At 57.0% G+C, this 15,542-nt stretch carries 12 protein-coding genes; 10 read left to right on the top strand and 2 right to left on the bottom strand.

From position 1 onward, the window contains the following. Nucleotides 1-162: 162 nt before the first annotated feature. Entirely contained in the window at nt 163-960 is a 798-nt protein-coding gene (locus BLS48_RS11230; RefSeq protein ID WP_080680385.1) for a glycoside hydrolase domain-containing protein, read from the top strand. A gap of 183 nt (nt 961-1,143) precedes the next feature. Here the strand turns inward: BLS48_RS11230 and BLS48_RS11225 are convergent, their stop codons facing one another. Further along, the gene (locus tag BLS48_RS11225; RefSeq protein WP_244529558.1) at nt 1,144-2,784 is read right to left on the bottom strand and encodes a metallophosphoesterase; all 1,641 of its coding nucleotides are present in this window, start codon (nt 2,782-2,784) and stop codon (nt 1,144-1,146) included. A gap of 631 nt (nt 2,785-3,415) precedes the next feature. On the opposite strand from BLS48_RS11225, the gene BLS48_RS11220 reads away from it, so the two are divergent. After that, on the top strand, nt 3,416-4,381 hold the full coding sequence (locus BLS48_RS11220) for a glycoside hydrolase family 25 protein (protein ID WP_157279975.1): 966 nt from the start codon (nt 3,416-3,418) through the stop codon (nt 4,379-4,381). A gap of 38 nt (nt 4,382-4,419) precedes the next feature. Further along, the gene (locus BLS48_RS11215; protein ID WP_027033119.1) at nt 4,420-6,282 is read left to right on the top strand and encodes a glycoside hydrolase family 25 protein; all 1,863 of its coding nucleotides are present in this window, start codon (nt 4,420-4,422) and stop codon (nt 6,280-6,282) included. Between the two features lie 350 nt (nt 6,283-6,632). On the opposite strand, the gene BLS48_RS11210 is transcribed toward BLS48_RS11215, so the two are convergent. Next, nucleotides 6,633-7,469 carry a hypothetical protein gene (locus tag BLS48_RS11210; RefSeq protein WP_143019412.1) on the bottom strand — a complete coding sequence of 279 codons (837 nt, stop codon included), beginning with the start codon at nt 7,467-7,469 and terminating at the stop codon, nt 6,633-6,635. Between the two features lie 252 nt (nt 7,470-7,721). Between BLS48_RS11210 and BLS48_RS11205 the strand changes: the two genes are divergently transcribed. The 7 genes from BLS48_RS11205 to BLS48_RS11180 all read left to right on the top strand — a co-directional run. After that, nucleotides 7,722-9,413: a phospholipase D-like domain-containing protein gene (locus tag BLS48_RS11205; RefSeq protein WP_091578036.1), complete on the top strand. Its 1,692-nt coding sequence runs from the start codon at nt 7,722-7,724 to the stop codon at nt 9,411-9,413. Between the two features lie 190 nt (nt 9,414-9,603). Continuing rightward, nucleotides 9,604-9,924 (top strand): hypothetical protein, encoded by a 321-nt coding sequence (locus tag BLS48_RS34900; protein WP_143019411.1) that lies wholly within the window; start codon nt 9,604-9,606, stop codon nt 9,922-9,924. Nucleotides 9,925-10,095: 171 nt separating this feature from the next. Continuing rightward, nucleotides 10,096-10,542, top strand: a complete 447-nt coding sequence (locus tag BLS48_RS11200; protein ID WP_143019410.1) for a hypothetical protein — start codon at nt 10,096-10,098, stop codon at nt 10,540-10,542. After that, nucleotides 10,542-11,702 (top strand): hypothetical protein, encoded by a 1,161-nt coding sequence (locus BLS48_RS11195; protein ID WP_143019409.1) that lies wholly within the window; start codon nt 10,542-10,544, stop codon nt 11,700-11,702. The genes BLS48_RS11200 and BLS48_RS11195 overlap by 1 nt, the downstream gene beginning before the upstream one ends. Nucleotides 11,703-11,957: 255 nt before the next feature. Further along, nucleotides 11,958-12,749, top strand: coding sequence for a class I SAM-dependent methyltransferase (locus tag BLS48_RS11190; protein WP_091577629.1), 792 nt, complete (start codon nt 11,958-11,960; stop codon nt 12,747-12,749). 66 nt (nt 12,750-12,815) lie between these two features. Next, complete coding sequence (locus BLS48_RS11185; RefSeq protein ID WP_091577628.1) at nt 12,816-15,074, top strand: AAA family ATPase; 2,259 nt, start codon at nt 12,816-12,818, stop codon at nt 15,072-15,074. Nucleotides 15,075-15,329: 255 nt separating this feature from the next. Next, on the top strand, nt 15,330-15,542 hold a 213-nt coding region (locus BLS48_RS11180), incomplete at its 3' end, for a helix-turn-helix domain-containing protein (protein ID WP_143019408.1).

The following is a 15,542-nucleotide window of genomic DNA, read 5'->3' as shown; positions in this document are numbered from 1 at the left end:
CCGATTTGCCATAATGGATATTATCCGAATATTATCAAATAGTTAGAGAGTATCGATATTTTCACACTAACGCACTTGCGAGGCAAGAGCTTTCGATAGCAATATTTAACCCAAGCAACAACAATGCCAGAGGACCGGCCAGTAAGGGCGAAGTGACGAACCATGGGACGCCTTTCCAGACGAGCATTCCTCTCAGCTTCTGCCTCAGCGGCTTCATCGCTGCTGTTGCCATCGGGCAACGTCCCCACTGCACGAGCAGACGATAAAACTCCGCGAACTTACAGCGCAGTCGACTGCTACTCATACCCGGGCGACGACGCCATCAAGCAGCTCCGCGAGCAGCTCAAATTCGATATTGTCGGCTTCTATCTCAATCATGTCCGCGGTACGCCCGACCTCACCTGGACCTATGATCGGCGATCTGATCTGGCTATGAGCGGCTGGGGCTTTTTTCCCACGTACATCGGCGGAGATCTCAGCCTGATGGTTTCGAAGCCGGAGCTCGGCATAAAGCATGGGCTGGAGGCGGCGCAATTCATGACGGACGTTGGCTTCGGTCAAGGTTCTGTTGTGTACCTGGACATCGAAAAGCCGGCAGGGGAACTGCAGCTTTCCCCCTACCTCAACAATTGGATCAAAGCGGTGAAAAGCCGGAAATTTTACCCTGGGTTCTATGGATCTTACAGCATGGCCGATTGGCTGAAGAACCTCAGCAGCGCACTATGGTCGGTTGAGTTACCTGCGCCTGTGGCGGCGGTAAGCTACGACTCTGACGACAATCCAACAGGCCTCATCACGTCTCGCTGCATAGCCACTCAGTATCTGCAAAAACAGAAACTTGCGATTATAAAAGGAACACCCGGCGGTGATGGGACCTATGATTTGTCGCGCTCGCTGGCAGCTGATCCGTCGGACACCGCTTGCATTGCGGCGGCACTAAATATTAAAACATTGAAATGAGGTGTCCCCTACATTTATTATAGAACCAATTTTTCGCAACCTATTGGTTTTGATTAATTTTCTAAGTGCCGTAATTACACTTGTAAAAATTTGACTTTTCACTGTGATATATTAGCTTGTATGAAACACCCATTGCCATCAGGTGTTATCCTGCTCAATACGGCCAATGGAGCGTGTCTAGACCTATGCTAGGCTGTCCGTATCGTTTTGAGCCGGTGTGGCTCCAACTGAGAATGGCTGCTCGATCAGTTGCGGCTTGAGCGCTGATTGCGGCGTGTAGACTGGCGCCGGATTTCCCAGCTTCTCGGAATTAAGCCGCCAATCTCTCCGTTTCGGAACATCCGTGAGTCCAACCGGGAAGACGGTAACAGTATCCCCCTTGATCCGCATCCTCAGAAAATGGCGGTGGCTGTCGCGCCGCATGGAGCTGAAGGCGTCGTTGTGGTTCATGTTGAGCCAACGCGACGTCACGTAGAGATAGGCGCCAAATAGCGAGCCACCCACCAAGCCGCCGATCAGGATCGTCTCGGCAGCGGTCAGCAGGAAGGACGTCCGAGGCCACCCGCCCAGTCCGCCAAATCGGCCATTGAACCAAGCGACCAGAGTTACGGTTGCCGCGACGCCGAGACTGTGTACAATTCCGTTCGCCAACGACACCAGCCCCGTTTTGGCGCCACCACCTTCCTGGTTCTTTGTGTATCCCCAGAAACCTGCGACCAGCAGAATAGGGGCGATATAGTAGATGTCATAGGTCAGCGCTTTCCCCATGAGCGATATTAGCCAATAGGCAGCTCCCAGGACGAGCGCGAATGCCGGATTGTAAGCAACGAACACAAAGTTGCCTCGCAGCATCGACAGGCTGTCCGCCTTCGAGGGATAGACCGCCTCCCTGCCCTGTTCATTCGCGCCGAGGCGGAGTCCCTTGATTTGCCCGCTCAGCCAGGAATACCCATCACTGACCCGGTCGAGATTAACGCTCGGCTCGACCTGATGCGTGGGATGAAGGAAGGCCCCGCCGCCGCCCGACGTCACGAACTGCGCGCTGCCGTCGTCAGCGACGTATCGGCTATAGTGATGGGTGTCGCCGGACAGCACCAGCGGAATTGTCAGCCCACGGCGCTGCTTCAAGGCGATCGATCCAATGTAGCTCATGACTCTAAGCGCCCTGTTCCCAGCCTTGCCCGTATAGAGCCATCCCGGCTCCGGCCCGCAGAGAATGATTTTCGCGTTGTCAGGCATCGCCTTGGCTATTTCGAGGAAGTACTCTTTCTGGGGTTGATCGACATCGTCCACGAGCTGGGCATCGATCGCCCACAACCACCACTGATCCGTCAATTGCACGGCAAAATAGCTCCGGCGCTGATGTGTGCGCCAGCCACCAAGGTGCATGTGGTCCTTGCGGCAGAACAGGGCAAGAAACAGAACGAGACCGTCATACCAGTCATGATTGCCTGGTACTGCGTAGACCGGCGGCCCCTTGAGCAGCCCCGGATTAGGGTCTGGAAAGGCCCAGTCATACGGATCGCGGAGTTGCTTCTGATAGGTTTCGGAGGCGGCACGTGGATAAACTTCATCGCCTCCCATGACCAGGAGTTGCCCGCGCCTCGTCTGCTGTCCGCCGACGGTCAATGTCTCCTGGCTAATTAGCGACGCGATCGCGTAGGTCGCATCGAACCCGTCTCCCAAATCGGCCACGAAGTCGACCCAAACAGCTCCGTCGCTATCGGGACCGAAGTTCCAAACTTCCTGGTTGTCTTGCCCCGGCAAAAATTGCCTAGCCCGCTTCACGAGTTCGTCCTCGGGCACCGTGTCGAGGGCCGCCACGATAAGCCGCCTGTCCGCGTATTGGCCGAAAAGATCCGAGAGGACGACGCGCCACAACAGTCGCAGCAAGAGCCCTGGACTGAACCAACCCGTCATCTTGGGGTATCGAGCGAGTCCGGCTAGATCGGGCGGCGGCGTCGGCACGTTGGTTACCCCATCGCAGTTTCTGCAAAGTGGGAGCATATCGTTATTTCTATAGAAAAGGACTGTAATTCAACATAGTCCCCAAACATTTTGGCGATCAGTCATACGATTTTAACATGGCCAGTCGCGCCGCAAGGCGGCTGCAACTTGTCTTTCGGGCCGCAATGCTTGCGGGCGGCAATTGGGGACAGCAACTTGATCGCCTCCGAAGTCTCTGCATGGGTCACATTTTCGTGAATGCGACATGTGCTGAGCTTCTATCATCTCCTATATTCACAGCCAAATCGCTAGCCTTTTCAGTTGGTTCCTGCCCTGTCCGGGAACCGCTTTTTCACACCCGGCCCGGCGCGGACGACCTTCTTGGGGCATAAGGCCCGTATGCAAGGCGGATCAGATAGTTCATTCTACCCGCAGGTTCCATTTACATTTGGGGGGTGAAGAAATGTGTGCCGTTAGACTGAATCGCCGCTCTATTTTGTTATCCACCTTGGCTTCGGCAATCTATGTCGGAACAAACAATTCGCTGGCAAAGAAGGCCCCGGCGGGCCAGCTGCCGACTGACGATTTGACCAGAAGTGAGATATTCAACGAATACCTCGTCAAACCTTGGGATGCGGCAAATCCTGCCAACGGTGGGACACTCGCGATCCCAGCGAAATTCAGTTTCCCTGACGACGCCCTGTATGACTGCAAGGTCAACGCCCGGAATGAGTGCGTGACCGATCCAAAAACGCCTCGGCCCGCAGACATGATGTTCGGTATCGACATAAGTCACTACACGGATCCGAACTTCTCGTTCAACGAGTTGCGTAGCCAGCAAGTTCGTTTCGTGCAAATGAAGACAAGCCAGCGGCACGACATCAGGGATAAAAGATTCCCGGATTTTTGGAAACGCTGCGGCAGCCTGACGGGAGATGCCAAAGTCTATCGCGGTCCATATCATTTCCTGGCTTACGGAGCCAAGGGCAAGCAGCAGGCGGATTGGTTTATTCAATGCCTCGAAAATGCCGACCCCCACGGTCTCGGCCCTGAGGACATGGCCCCCGGCGTCGACCTCGAGTGGGACGTCTACAAGAGCACGGGAAAGACGGACCACTGGGCCGGCAAGGGTGCGGATCATATCCAGGAAGTCGCGCTGGAGTGCCTCGAGACCTTGAAGAGCCGTTTGGGAAGAACGCCCATTCTCTATACGGGAAAGAGCTGGTTTAGCGATCAGACGCTGCCCCTGGACCGCTTCAAGAACTTTGCTGACTACCCGCTCTGGGTCTTCGACTATAACCCTCGGCGCAAGATCCAAGAAAAGCCGGTGCTCCCGGATGCGTCGAAGCCGGCGGCGCTCTGGCAGTATACCGCTTCCGCAAAGGTGCCGGACTACAAGAAGACGGTTGACGCATCGGTGTTTTATGGCACGGAGGCCGACTTCCGCAAAACGTTCGGCATTGCCCCAGTTTGAGCCGCCGGCAAACAAGTTCGTCTAGCTCAGGGGGACAGATGCGCAAGATCGCCTTGCTTGTAGCGCTGCTTTTGGGAGCGTTCGTCGATGACGCCTCAGCGGCGTATGATTGCGAGAACCACCCTGTATCGGTGGCCGACGCTGACTGGTGCAAGTACTTCGATGAATTTCCATACACCCGGCAAGATGACCTTGGGAGGAAGGTCAATTGGCTGGTGAAGGAGTCGATGGCGGCAATCGACCTGCCAGATAAGGCTATCAGGAGCTACGCCTTCGTGGTCTCGGTGTGGGACTATCGCAAAGGCCAGGTCGATGAAGACGAGGTGGAGGGCATAAAGGCTGATAAGCCGGCCATCCTCAAGTTTATTTCGGGACAGGGCTTCGACGAGGCCATCGTCCTGAACAATGGCGACGCCACAGCTGATCGGATCAGGAAGATTTTCACGGAGTACTATATCCCTAAGTTCGAATCGGCAGCTGCCGCTGGCCAAAAGATCAGGTTCATGTTCATTTTTGACGGGCACGGATGGCAGCCGCGGACCAGCGGGGGCACCGGCGCCTTGGCGCTGGCCGAGATAACCGATGATCGCGACCTCGACTACGACCACCGCTTTTCACTGGCTGAATTGCGCGGGCTTCTCCAAGACGTATCGCAATACACGCAGGCCAGTATAGCGCTACTAGGTTCGTGCTATTCCGGCAGCGTGTTCGAGGACGGCGCCGGTCACGAAGAGGATTTCGCACCGGGCAGCGCCGCGTGGATCGCGGCGGCCGCTCCGCGCGGTATCGAAGCCTGGGAGCTCAAAGATCGCAGCGGCACCGTGTTTTTCACGAATCTGTTCCGAGCCGTGGAAACCTGGCACGGCGCAAGTGCCGATCTCGTACCGCAGGATCCTGGCGGGAATATCGCCCTAGACATGACCCAGTACGCGCCCACATTGCGGGACGTCACAACTCTGATCAATACTCGGAACTTCTTCGGCGGAAAGAACCCCGAAACCGGCCAGCCCTACCCGCCCTTTATGGTGGACACCATTGAGTTCAGCGGTGGCAAGCGTGCCGCGTATCGCTTCGTTGCCGGACAAGACCTGGCCGACAAGGTCGGGCAGAACATCGGGCTCAACCTTGACAAGGTTGCTTTCACAGGGTCGTCCATCGAGGGGCGCTCCGACATCACCGTCGTCCACACGCCTGCGACCTACTCAATTCGAGGAATCGATCTCTCGCCGGGAAACATAAAGGACAGTTTCGACTTCGAGAAAATCAAGAGCGAGGCCGGCATATCCTTCGTGTATTTCAAGGCAAGCGAGGGCCAGAAGCCTTCGAACCCCGAGGACCAAAGCAAGGAAGACCAGAAGTTTGGTTTGGTCAAGCGCGCGTGGGACAAGGCTCGAGCCGCTGGCTTGTCAGTCGGCACCTACCATACCTTTCGGTTTTGCGAAGAAGCCCAAGACCAGTTTGCATACATCAAGGAGCGCGTTCCGCGAACCGAAGGCATGCTCCCAATTGCGATAGACGTGGAATGGTACAACGGTGCACCCAACCCCCTTGTCGGAAACTGCGGCTCCACCGCCAGCAAGGCCCACGCAAAAATATACGAGCTGGCGCGCGATCTCGAAGACTACTACGGGAAGAAGCCTCTCATCTACCTGGTCTCGTCTTCCGTGAAGGAGATCGTTGGCGACAGCGCGGATTACCCGCTGTGGATCGCAAACTACAGTGCCAACGCGGCTGCAATCGGCCCTGGCGAACCTTGGACCCTGTGGCAATACACGGGCCGGGGTCGCATTCCGGGCAGCCAGAACGCCGTCGATTTCAACTATTTCTTCGGCAATGAGGCACAGTTCGCTCTATTTCGGAAGAGCGGAACGAATATCGCCGGGGAGGTTGCGAGCAAGTAGCCCTGACAATTCCACTTAGGCAGATTTGCCGAGTCCGCTCGTCGACGAGTCGACGCACAACATTGACCAATCGGGATCGTACGGCACCTTGTGAGGGGCTATTGTTCCCTGCACATGAAGGCTGGTTCCTGGTTTGAGGATGGCGCGGCTTCGGCCATTCGCCGCGCGTCAACCAGTTTGAAAACGAAACGGTTCGATTTTTGCCCGGTGGAACCGGGTGGCGCCTGCTCGAACGCAAAATACGTCGGCTCGGTTGGGGGTTGTAGCGAACGTTGGCGCAGCCATGAGCGACGCCCCGGCAAATGCCCACCCTGCGACCGATTGTATGAGAGCGATTTTCGGTGAGCCTCCTATTGGCAAGAACTCGGTATTCGTTCATCGGTCCAGATGTTGCCATCGCAAGCGCTCAGGTCCGCGACCGCCGCACGAAACAGTAGATTCCTTTCAGCTCGCCAGCCGGCCCGGAACGCTTGTCCGACTGCGAAGGCCCATTGGGGCGATCGGAGGTCTGCGTCGCCGAGATCACCAGTGCCGCCGGCCGCTGTGTAAGACTTGCGTGTTGCTGATACTGGCCTGCCGTAGGAAAACGCCTTCACCGGAGCTTCAAAAACGGCAGCGGGGGGCCCACAGGCCTTGTCAACCGCATGGGTGGTATCTGGATAGCTCGCGGTCGTCACGCTCACACCGTCACGAAAAAGGAAGCAATAAGATTCATTCGGGTACTTCCACTTTTTGTCCTGAGCGGGCTCCACGACGTAACCAGCGACTGGAAACTGAGCATTCGAAGCCATCCAGAGGCGTGATGCTAACCGACCCGTGCAAGTGGTAAGGTCATCCCGGCCGGCGTCGACGCATGCGTTGACGATCCAGCTTGCGAGCTGGTCTGCACTGGGAAACAGCAGATATGCGGTGGCCTTCACCGGATTCTTTGGAAACTGGGTGTCCGTATAGGTACAGACTTTAACAGGCAGGCCTTTCCAGTCGGGAAGCTGCTCCAGGTTTGCGTCCCTGCACCCCTGTCGCATGTACTGGCCCTCATGGTGGTCCTCGCTCACGTGAGGCTCCGCCCACGCCGCGATCCGTTGCTGCAGCATCGCCGGCGAAAGCTGACGAACTTTTGCCCGCGCTGGCGCCAATATTCCAAAAGCAGCCAGCAAACAGACCGCAGTCCGAAGTGCTTTCATCATAAAATAGTCCCCCCGCTCAACGGCGATAATGTCAGCACCACCATTTGATTTATTTCTGCTTCTTAGCACCCGTCGCTATGTCATCTGAGAGCATTCCTATCATTTTTTGTAAGGAACTCCACTGCCTTGCCGATCAAGCATTCGAGCCATCCTCCAGAATTCGTATACTTACTTTGTGTGAGGTCCAGGATTGCACTTTTCGATGAAACGCGTCACCATGCTTTGTCGCAGACTGTAATGGGGGGGACGGTCATGGCAAGCAATTTTCAGGCTACTGGAAGCAACGCTAAAGCCGCATTTACGCTCAAGGTTCATCGCGGCGAGAGAATGGCACTGGTCGCCATGAACTGGCGAACCGGAAAGCCGCCGACCAACTTCGTGGGGTTTGCCATCCAGTACCAAGCTCCGGGAGCGGCTAAGCCCTCCACGGTCTATAACAGGCTCAATTTTGAAGGCTCTCCGAATCCCAAGGGGTATAAGACGTTTCGGACGACCGAGGCGCCTATCCAGAAATTCAGGTGGGTTGTTTTCCCGCACGATGACCCGCCGCCGGGTCCGTACGCTTTTATAGTCACCCCCATGTTTATGGATCCCGAAGGTGCTCTTTCCCCGGGCGAAGCTCAGACTGCGACGATCGATCTCGGGAAGGAAACCTATCCTGGTCAGATCAACGTGGCGTTCACACGGGGCTATGTGGCATCTCAAGCTTTCGTAGATAGGTATCAGGATGGCGGCTCTCTAAAGACACTTCTGCCTGCCCGGGTAGATCAAGGCACTAAATTTGTCCCAACGCATCCGAAGTCGGCAGAGGCCTACGAATGGATGGGTTTAGAGGCCCGCAAGGAAATTCTCGCCCTGCTGGATGCGGCGGTGGCTGACGCTACCGCCAAGGTCAGCATGGTCGCTTACGACATGAGCGAGAAAGAGATCATGGACCGCCTGCTGGCGCTCGGTCCGCGCCTCAGGATCATCATTGATGACAGTGACAAGCACGGGCTAAAAACTAGCGGTGAAACCCAGTCCGAAACATTACTCATCGCCTCCGCAGGCTCCAGCAACGTCAAACGTGAACACATGGGCGGCCTGCAGCATAACAAAATGATAATCGTCGACACGGCGGTGCCGCGCGCCGTCTGCGGATCAACCAATTTCAGTTGGCGCGGTCTGTATGTCCAGTCGAACAATGCTTTGCTCTTGACCGGAGCTCAAGCCGTGGCTCCTCTCAAGGCAGCGTTCGAAGATTATTGGAAAAAAGATGGATTCACAGGCAGTCCCTCACCTGACTGGCATCCACTCGGCTTGGCCGGCATCGATGCCAACATCACTTTTTCGCCCCATGACAAAGCCCGCGCGCGCCTGGCCGAGATCGGCAAGGACGTTGAAAAGGCCAAGACCTGCCTGCTGTATTCTCTGGCCTTTCTGAGTATCACGCCCGGAGCTGTGACCGATGCCGTCGAGGCTGCTACCAACAGTCCGATCTTCACCTACGGAATTTCTGACAAGAACACCGGTGTCATCGTGCATAAGCCCAATGGCAATACGGCGCCGGTCTACTTCGCCCGGCTCAACAAACACGTGCCGACGCCATTCAAGGTCGAGCCTTCCAGCGGGATAGGGCCGAACCTGCATCACAAGTTTCTGGTTATCGATTTCAACACCCCCGACGCTCGGGTGTGGACCGGGTCCTACAATTTCAGTGCCGCAGCAGACCTTCAAAATGGGGAGAATCTGTTGCTCATACGCGATCAGAAGATCGCGACATCGTACATGGTGGAAGGGGTGCGCATCTTCGACGACTATCATTTCCGCGTTACGCAAGAAGACGCAGCAAAGGCGAAGAAAACGTTGTCACTGCAAAAAGCGCCTCATGCTGGCGAAGACCCGTGGTGGGCAGAGGACTATAAAGATCCGTTCAAGATCCGAGACCGCGAGTTGTTCGCTTAGGCGCCTTGATCCGGCCAAAACGCAGAGATTTTCTGGGGTATTTTGATCCGCAATCGTCAACGACAACGCACCATGGCGCCGGCTATTTCCGGCTGGGGAGGCTTGATTGCCTACAAAACTGAGCGGTTCTGACGGAACACCTATTACCATCCCGGACGGATGGACAGGACTTCAAGGCAGGGATGGGAGAATGGTGCCGATCCCGCGTGGCGGCCTGGGCCTACAGGGGCGTGACGGCCGCATGGTAGCTGTTCCCAAAGGAGCGCTCGGCCTGCAGGGCAGAGATGGCCGCATGGTTGCCATCCCTAAGGGCGCGCTTGGACTTCAAGGCAAGGATGGACGAATGACCCCCATTCCATCCGGTGCCTTGGGTTTACAGGGCAAAGATGGCCGCATGGTCGCGATTGCCAAAGGATGTTTGGGTCTCCAAGGGCCAGATGGACGCATGGTTGCCATCCACCCTGGCAAGATAGGCGTACCGGACGCAAACGGAAGAATGAGAAACAAGTGACGCTGCCAAAGCGGCGGTCAATCAAGCAAAGCAGGACCCTCGTTCCGCCCTTGTGGATGGCAGAACCGTTCTCGCAAGTATTTTGTGTTGACGTACTTTAAATCTTTGCGCGAAGTTGCTAGCCTTCCTAATACATAGGGCTGGGGAGCCGAATAGGTGCGGGGTACATCAATGGCTAGGAAAGTAAGTGACGCTACGGCGCCACCTGAGGGAGCACGTGTTGAAGCGAAGACTCGCCGCAGAGGGATCTCCGACCAAGGCGCGCTAGTTACTGCGTTGGAGTCTCATACAAGGGCGCTCCACCGGATCTCGGATGTTCTTGAGAAGGCGAATTTCGATACACTCCTCAAGAAGATCCCGCCCCCGCTTGATAACGCAGGCATTCTAAGAGTGCTTGCTACGTTTTTCCACAGACCGGACCTAAAGACAGGTATGGCTTTCAACCTCATCTCTCAGGGAGCCCCTCTATCGCTTATCGCGAATGTCTTCAACAATATCAAGGAGTTCAACGACAGAGGGTTGGCGATTCAATCCAACGATATCGATGACATCAACACAGTTGGTGAGTTGGTTGGCCGCATCAAGGGAAAGCTCGACGAAGCAAGAGGTAAGCTCTGATGAGCGGGATTGGCCTGTCTGCTTTGAAGAGACCTGCAGCGGCGATGGCCATTGGTTTGGTGGCTACACAGCCCGTGTTTGCCTCCCAAAGCAGTGAGCTCGCAAAACTTCGGGCTGAGAACGCCGCGCTGAAGGCTGAGCTCACCGCCCTGAAGTCACAGCCTCAGCCGCCGTCCCCAACGCCTAGCGCCGACGATCCGGCGAAGAAAGCGAAGGCCTCTGCTGAGCGCAAACGGCTCTTCATCCGCAAAGATCACTTCGAGACGGTTTACTACATCGCGCCTGGCGGAATGCCCGAGGGTAAGGGAGCAACGGTTTCCTACACCGAGGACTACCTGAAGAATGCAGGAGCTCTAACGGTTCAAGCGTTCGGCAGCTATGTGCTTATCGACAAGAAATCTGATTTCAAGGTTGAGGCCCATCCTGGGCAACCCACGATGCCGCCACTGCATCTGGCGGAATACACGATGGCGCCGTTTATCTACACGAACGGTACGATCAATGCGCCAGCCAAGGCCACTGAAAAAAGCACGCTGCAAGTGGGTATCGACAACGAGTTCGAGCTGCCCGGCGGCCCAGTTTTCGACAGCCAGGTCCTTCGGATCTCGCCCTATTTCCAGACCGACTTCCGGGGACAGGGAGACATATACGGCATCGGCACGGCCTGGGAGCCAATCAAATTGCTGCTTGGCGGGCACGAGCTCAACCTCGGCATCACCGCCGATAGCAGCCCTAAGCTTGTCTCAATGTACTGGCGCGTGATTGGCGAGGCCAACGTCTTCCATGTGGCCGACGCGGGCCTCTCAAACTGGCAGCCAGACACCACCTACGCGCAGCTAGGAGGCAGGGTCGCCCTCTACGGCATCCTCTTCCAAAACATGAAAGAGGCGGGTCCGTTGCTGTGCGGGCGCATCGGTTTTAACACGTCCTTTGAGTATCTGCGCGACCCCATAAATGGGCGCGGGCAGCACGATTACCATGCCGAGGTGGATTACGCGTTAGGCGCGAGCAAGGCGACTTTCGGCAACGATCTGTGCGACGGACCGGAAGGCGGGGGGGTTGGCACGTCCACGCTCGCCTTGACCTACGATAACGGTACCGACAAGGACAGCAATGAGACCCGCGAGCAGATGAAGCTTGCTCTGACCTACCAGTACTAGCCAGATGGGGCAAAATCGCACTCCCGTTGCGCCCTCGATCGGGCCCAGCTATCAGCTGCCGATCGGGGCGCTGAACCGCTGCCTGGCAACCCTCGCGCTGGCGAGCGGAAGCATTAAATCGGCGTTAACCGCACTTGCCCCATTATTGCCGTCGGAGGTCCGGGGGATTGACCTCATGCCCTTGTGCTCCAGTTTTCTGTGTGTTCTATGAGTATCGCCACTTTTGCGGCTAAACTGGTGTGATAGGCTGTAGACATGGCTTCGCAGAACGAATTGGCTGCCTTCACGCCCCAACGGGAACAGTTCTCCTACTGGGCGCCTTTCCTTTGGGCTCACCACCTCTTGCACGGCACGCCCCCCTCCCACAAAATCCGCCTTGAAGTCGCGTCCTGCTACGACGCTGCGGCTCGCGGGTATGACGACTGGAACTGGCAGTCGGTTTGGGCCAAGCTCGAGTGGCCAGCTCTAAGCAATTGGATCGGCAATCCAGAAACCGTTCTAGAGTTTGGCATAGGAACCGGCTCAGTCGCGATGCGCATTCTCGACAAAGTAGGATCCCACCGCCTTAGACAGTACGTCGGGGTGGACCTCAGCGAAGGCATGCTCGAGGTTGCTAAGATCAAACTGGGCGACCGCGTTGAGTTGATCAAGGCTGACGCCACGACGATAGACCTTGGCCGCAAGTTCGACTTCGTCCTGATGTGCCGCATTCTGGGGCATGTGGAGAAACCTGGCGACCTGTTCAGGTCCGCCGTGAACCACCTTAATTCGGGTGGAAGGGTCGTGGTAACCGACCTGGATCCTCATTACCCGTACGCGGCGACGCGCGTGCCTACGCCAAGCGGCAAAATGCTTGTGCCCACCTTTAAGCACGAGGGCACCGAAGTTATTCTGGCTGCAGAGAAAGCCGGCCTTCGTCTTATCCACCTGACATGCACATACACCGACCAGGCCCGCGCCCTGAAAGGGATCGAGCCGCCGCAGTCTTTGCGCGAGGCGTCAGGTAGGCTTTCGAACGTGCTGGTATTCGAGAAAACACCCGTCTAGTCCCTAAATATCGCTTGACGTCACCCCTGAGCCGGCTAGCTTCCGTGTGGGCGGGGGGGCGAAGTCTTGGCGTTGGAACTAGAGAGTTATTACCAATCTGTGCTGCCGTTGCGGGAGTCGCTTGTCGACGATGTTGAACGTGGAATAAAGGACCTTCTGTCTCTATTTGGAAACGTAGACTTCGACCGTACGAAGGCGGCTTGGCCTTATTGGGTCGGCGAGCAGACTAGCAGTAAATCCAACAGTGAGCCTAAGTTCTCGCAGAGCACGACTTCGATGGTGGCGGCTGCGATAGCTGCCACAGGACCAGTCCCTAGTCAGCGTTTCGCCAATGGCTACAGCTGGCTGCGTTCGAGCCGGCACCCTGAGTTCGGGGTGCCGGACAAGGACAGGAAGCGGGTTGCTGATGCTCGCAAGATGCTGCTTGACGCCTGGCGTCTGAATGCAAGCACAACGTCTTCAACGTATGGCAAAGACGACATCCTGACCCTCAGCTGGCACCTTGACCTGTTTTCTTCAGATATTGATGCCCAGGACGTCGTCGAGGCGATCCACGAGAAGATACTCGAGAGATGCAAGCGGCTGGCGAAGTACGAAAGCCTGACCAACTTTCGGGATGCCTTGAACGCCGGATTTGCCGACGACCGCGACTGCGGCACTTCCGCTTATGTACTGCTTCGTTTCGTCAGGTGCGAGCGACAGCTGCCGAAGGACCGGGAAGTCGGGGTGCGCACGGAGTTCCGCAAACGGGCGCATGACAGCTTCCTAAATGGCCTTCGCGACCACCTGTCATTCGCCGACGGCAGCGACAGCCGATTCGACCCTTGCGAATTGGCTTTCTGCCTTGAGGGCCTGCTCCACATCCGGCCCGACGCGGTCGACGACGCCATGGCCTCGCGGGTGTTCACCCTTATCTATCAGGCGCAGGAGCACTCGGCCGGTTGGCGGCCGCAGACCCCGTTGACGACTTCGCACCGCGGCGAAGTCCTGTACCCCATTGGTGTCGAGACGGGAACGTCCGTGCTGTGCAGCCTGTCGCTGCTCGACAAGAGGACGGTCAAGCGACGGTCAGCGGCGTTGGGTCACACCCATTTCCGGCTGATAGAGAAGTACTGGCACTGGCTGCGGCCACGCCGGGTGATGCTCGCGCTGCCGAAGGGCCGCGAGCTTGCAGGTTGGCGGTCGGAGCGCCTTGGCGGCCAAGTGCTGCATATCTGGGAGAACAGCCAGATCCTCGAGTTCTTGCTTCTGTTCCACGACTATCTCAAGAGGCACATAGCCGGCGAGCTGCTCGAACTATCAGAACTCGACGTGTATCCTCCAGAAGTTTCCGGAAGCTGGGAAGAGATCGAACAGAAGTTTGAGCCAATCAAGGAGGCGGACGCCCCGAAGTTCTACCAGGAAATTGGCCAGAAGTTCGTGCAGCCGAGGCTGGAGGGCTCCAAGTCGGGCCTCTGGTCAATGCTCCTCTATGGTCCACCAGGGACTGGAAAGACAACGACAGCGAAGAACGTCGCTAACGCGCTCTCTTTGCCTCTTATTCGAGTGACAGTAAGCGACTTCCTTGCCGACGGGAACTTCCGGATGGAACGCCGAGCGAAGCTGCTATTCGAAGTCCTCAGGCGGCAGTTAATGTCGGTGGTCTTGTTCGACGAGCTCGATCAACTGGTGTTGGATCGTGACAGTGAGATGTTCCGCACCGCAGACAGCGTATTCCAGTTGCTGACGCCGGGAATGCTGACGAAGATTGCCGACCTCCATGATTCCAAGTCCGTGATCTTCATCCTGGCAACCAACTACGAAGATCGCATCGACAGCGCCATCAAGCGGAGCGGGCGGGTCGACGTGCTTTATTTGTGTCTGCAGCCGGATCTCGCGAGGCGAAAGGAGGTCATTGCACAGACGCTGAAAGCCTTTGGCGCGCCCGCGAACGGGCGACACCTTGAGTTGGCGGCTCGTAATTCCGTGTTCCTCAGCCATTCCGATATCAAACGCGTATGTGGGCTCGTTAAGCAGTGTACGCCGGACCTTTGCGAACTGCTTGACCGCGAGCCACGCGACATCCAGTTCCCGGCTTACCTAGAGCGTTACAAGGCCAAGTCGAGCGCCCAGGGGCTTCAGCGAGAGCTTAAGGGCCTCGCTCGCCTGGCCGCTGAATCTATGGTTCCCGGCAATGTCGGCCAGCCACGGTTCGTAGCCCGCTTTGGCCAGCTGGTGAAAGAGCTGGAGGACGCCGGAGCCACGTTCTTCGGGGACTACCCTGGCGACGGCTTGGAGGAGGGTCAGCTCAACAAGCTGAAAAAGGTGTCCCGATCCAGCGAGTGAACCGTGCCCGTCTAGGGTGGGGTGGGAGCGCGAGGGTCGGGTCCAGGGGACCCTCGCTGGAGACTCGTCGACACCGGACCAATCTCGAACAACGTGCAAAAGCCGGGACATCGATGTCCCGGCTTGCTTGATGAGATCGTCTTGTTGATTTCCGCCGAGAACCGACCCGGGATTGGGCGGTTTTTCCATTGAGAAGTGACCCATGTTTGAACCCACCCCTGCTGGCTGATTGCAGGGGACTTTGGAGTGATAGACATGGCGTTATTGAGCGTTATCCGGCGCTGGCACCTGAGGGACGGACATTCGATCCGGGAGATTGCACGGCGCACGGGACTGTCGCGGAACACAATCCGCAAATACCTGCGATCCGACGAGGTGGAGCCCCGCTTCCAGGTGCCGGAGCGGCCGAGCAAGCTTGATGCCTATGCCGAGCGGTTGTCGGCCTGGCTGAGGACGGAAGCAAACAGG

Source organism: Mesorhizobium qingshengii, from assembly GCF_900103325.1.
Lineage (GTDB): Bacteria > Pseudomonadota > Alphaproteobacteria > Rhizobiales > Rhizobiaceae > Mesorhizobium > Mesorhizobium qingshengii.
Note: the sequence above shows the minus strand (reverse complement) of the source record. Positions and strands in the feature narration are given on the sequence as shown.

Bases quoted from the DNA above. Each gene is read 5' to 3' on its own strand.
- BLS48_RS11230 (WP_080680385.1), top strand. From the start codon at position 163: ATGGGACGCCTTTCCAGACGAGCATTCCTCTCAGCTTCTGCCTCAGCG.
- BLS48_RS11215 (WP_027033119.1), top strand. From the start codon at position 4,420: ATGCGCAAGATCGCCTTGCTTGTAGCGCTGCTTTTGGGAGCGTTCGTC.
- BLS48_RS11210 (WP_143019412.1), bottom strand. From the start codon at position 7,469: ATGATGAAAGCACTTCGGACTGCGGTCTGTTTGCTGGCTGCTTTTGGA.
- BLS48_RS11205 (WP_091578036.1), top strand. From the start codon at position 7,722: ATGGCAAGCAATTTTCAGGCTACTGGAAGCAACGCTAAAGCCGCATTT.
- BLS48_RS34900 (WP_143019411.1), top strand. From the start codon at position 9,604: ATGGTGCCGATCCCGCGTGGCGGCCTGGGCCTACAGGGGCGTGACGGC.
- BLS48_RS11200 (WP_143019410.1), top strand. From the start codon at position 10,096: ATGGCTAGGAAAGTAAGTGACGCTACGGCGCCACCTGAGGGAGCACGT.
- BLS48_RS11195 (WP_143019409.1), top strand. From the start codon at position 10,542: ATGAGCGGGATTGGCCTGTCTGCTTTGAAGAGACCTGCAGCGGCGATG.
- BLS48_RS11190 (WP_091577629.1), top strand. From the start codon at position 11,958: ATGGCTTCGCAGAACGAATTGGCTGCCTTCACGCCCCAACGGGAACAG.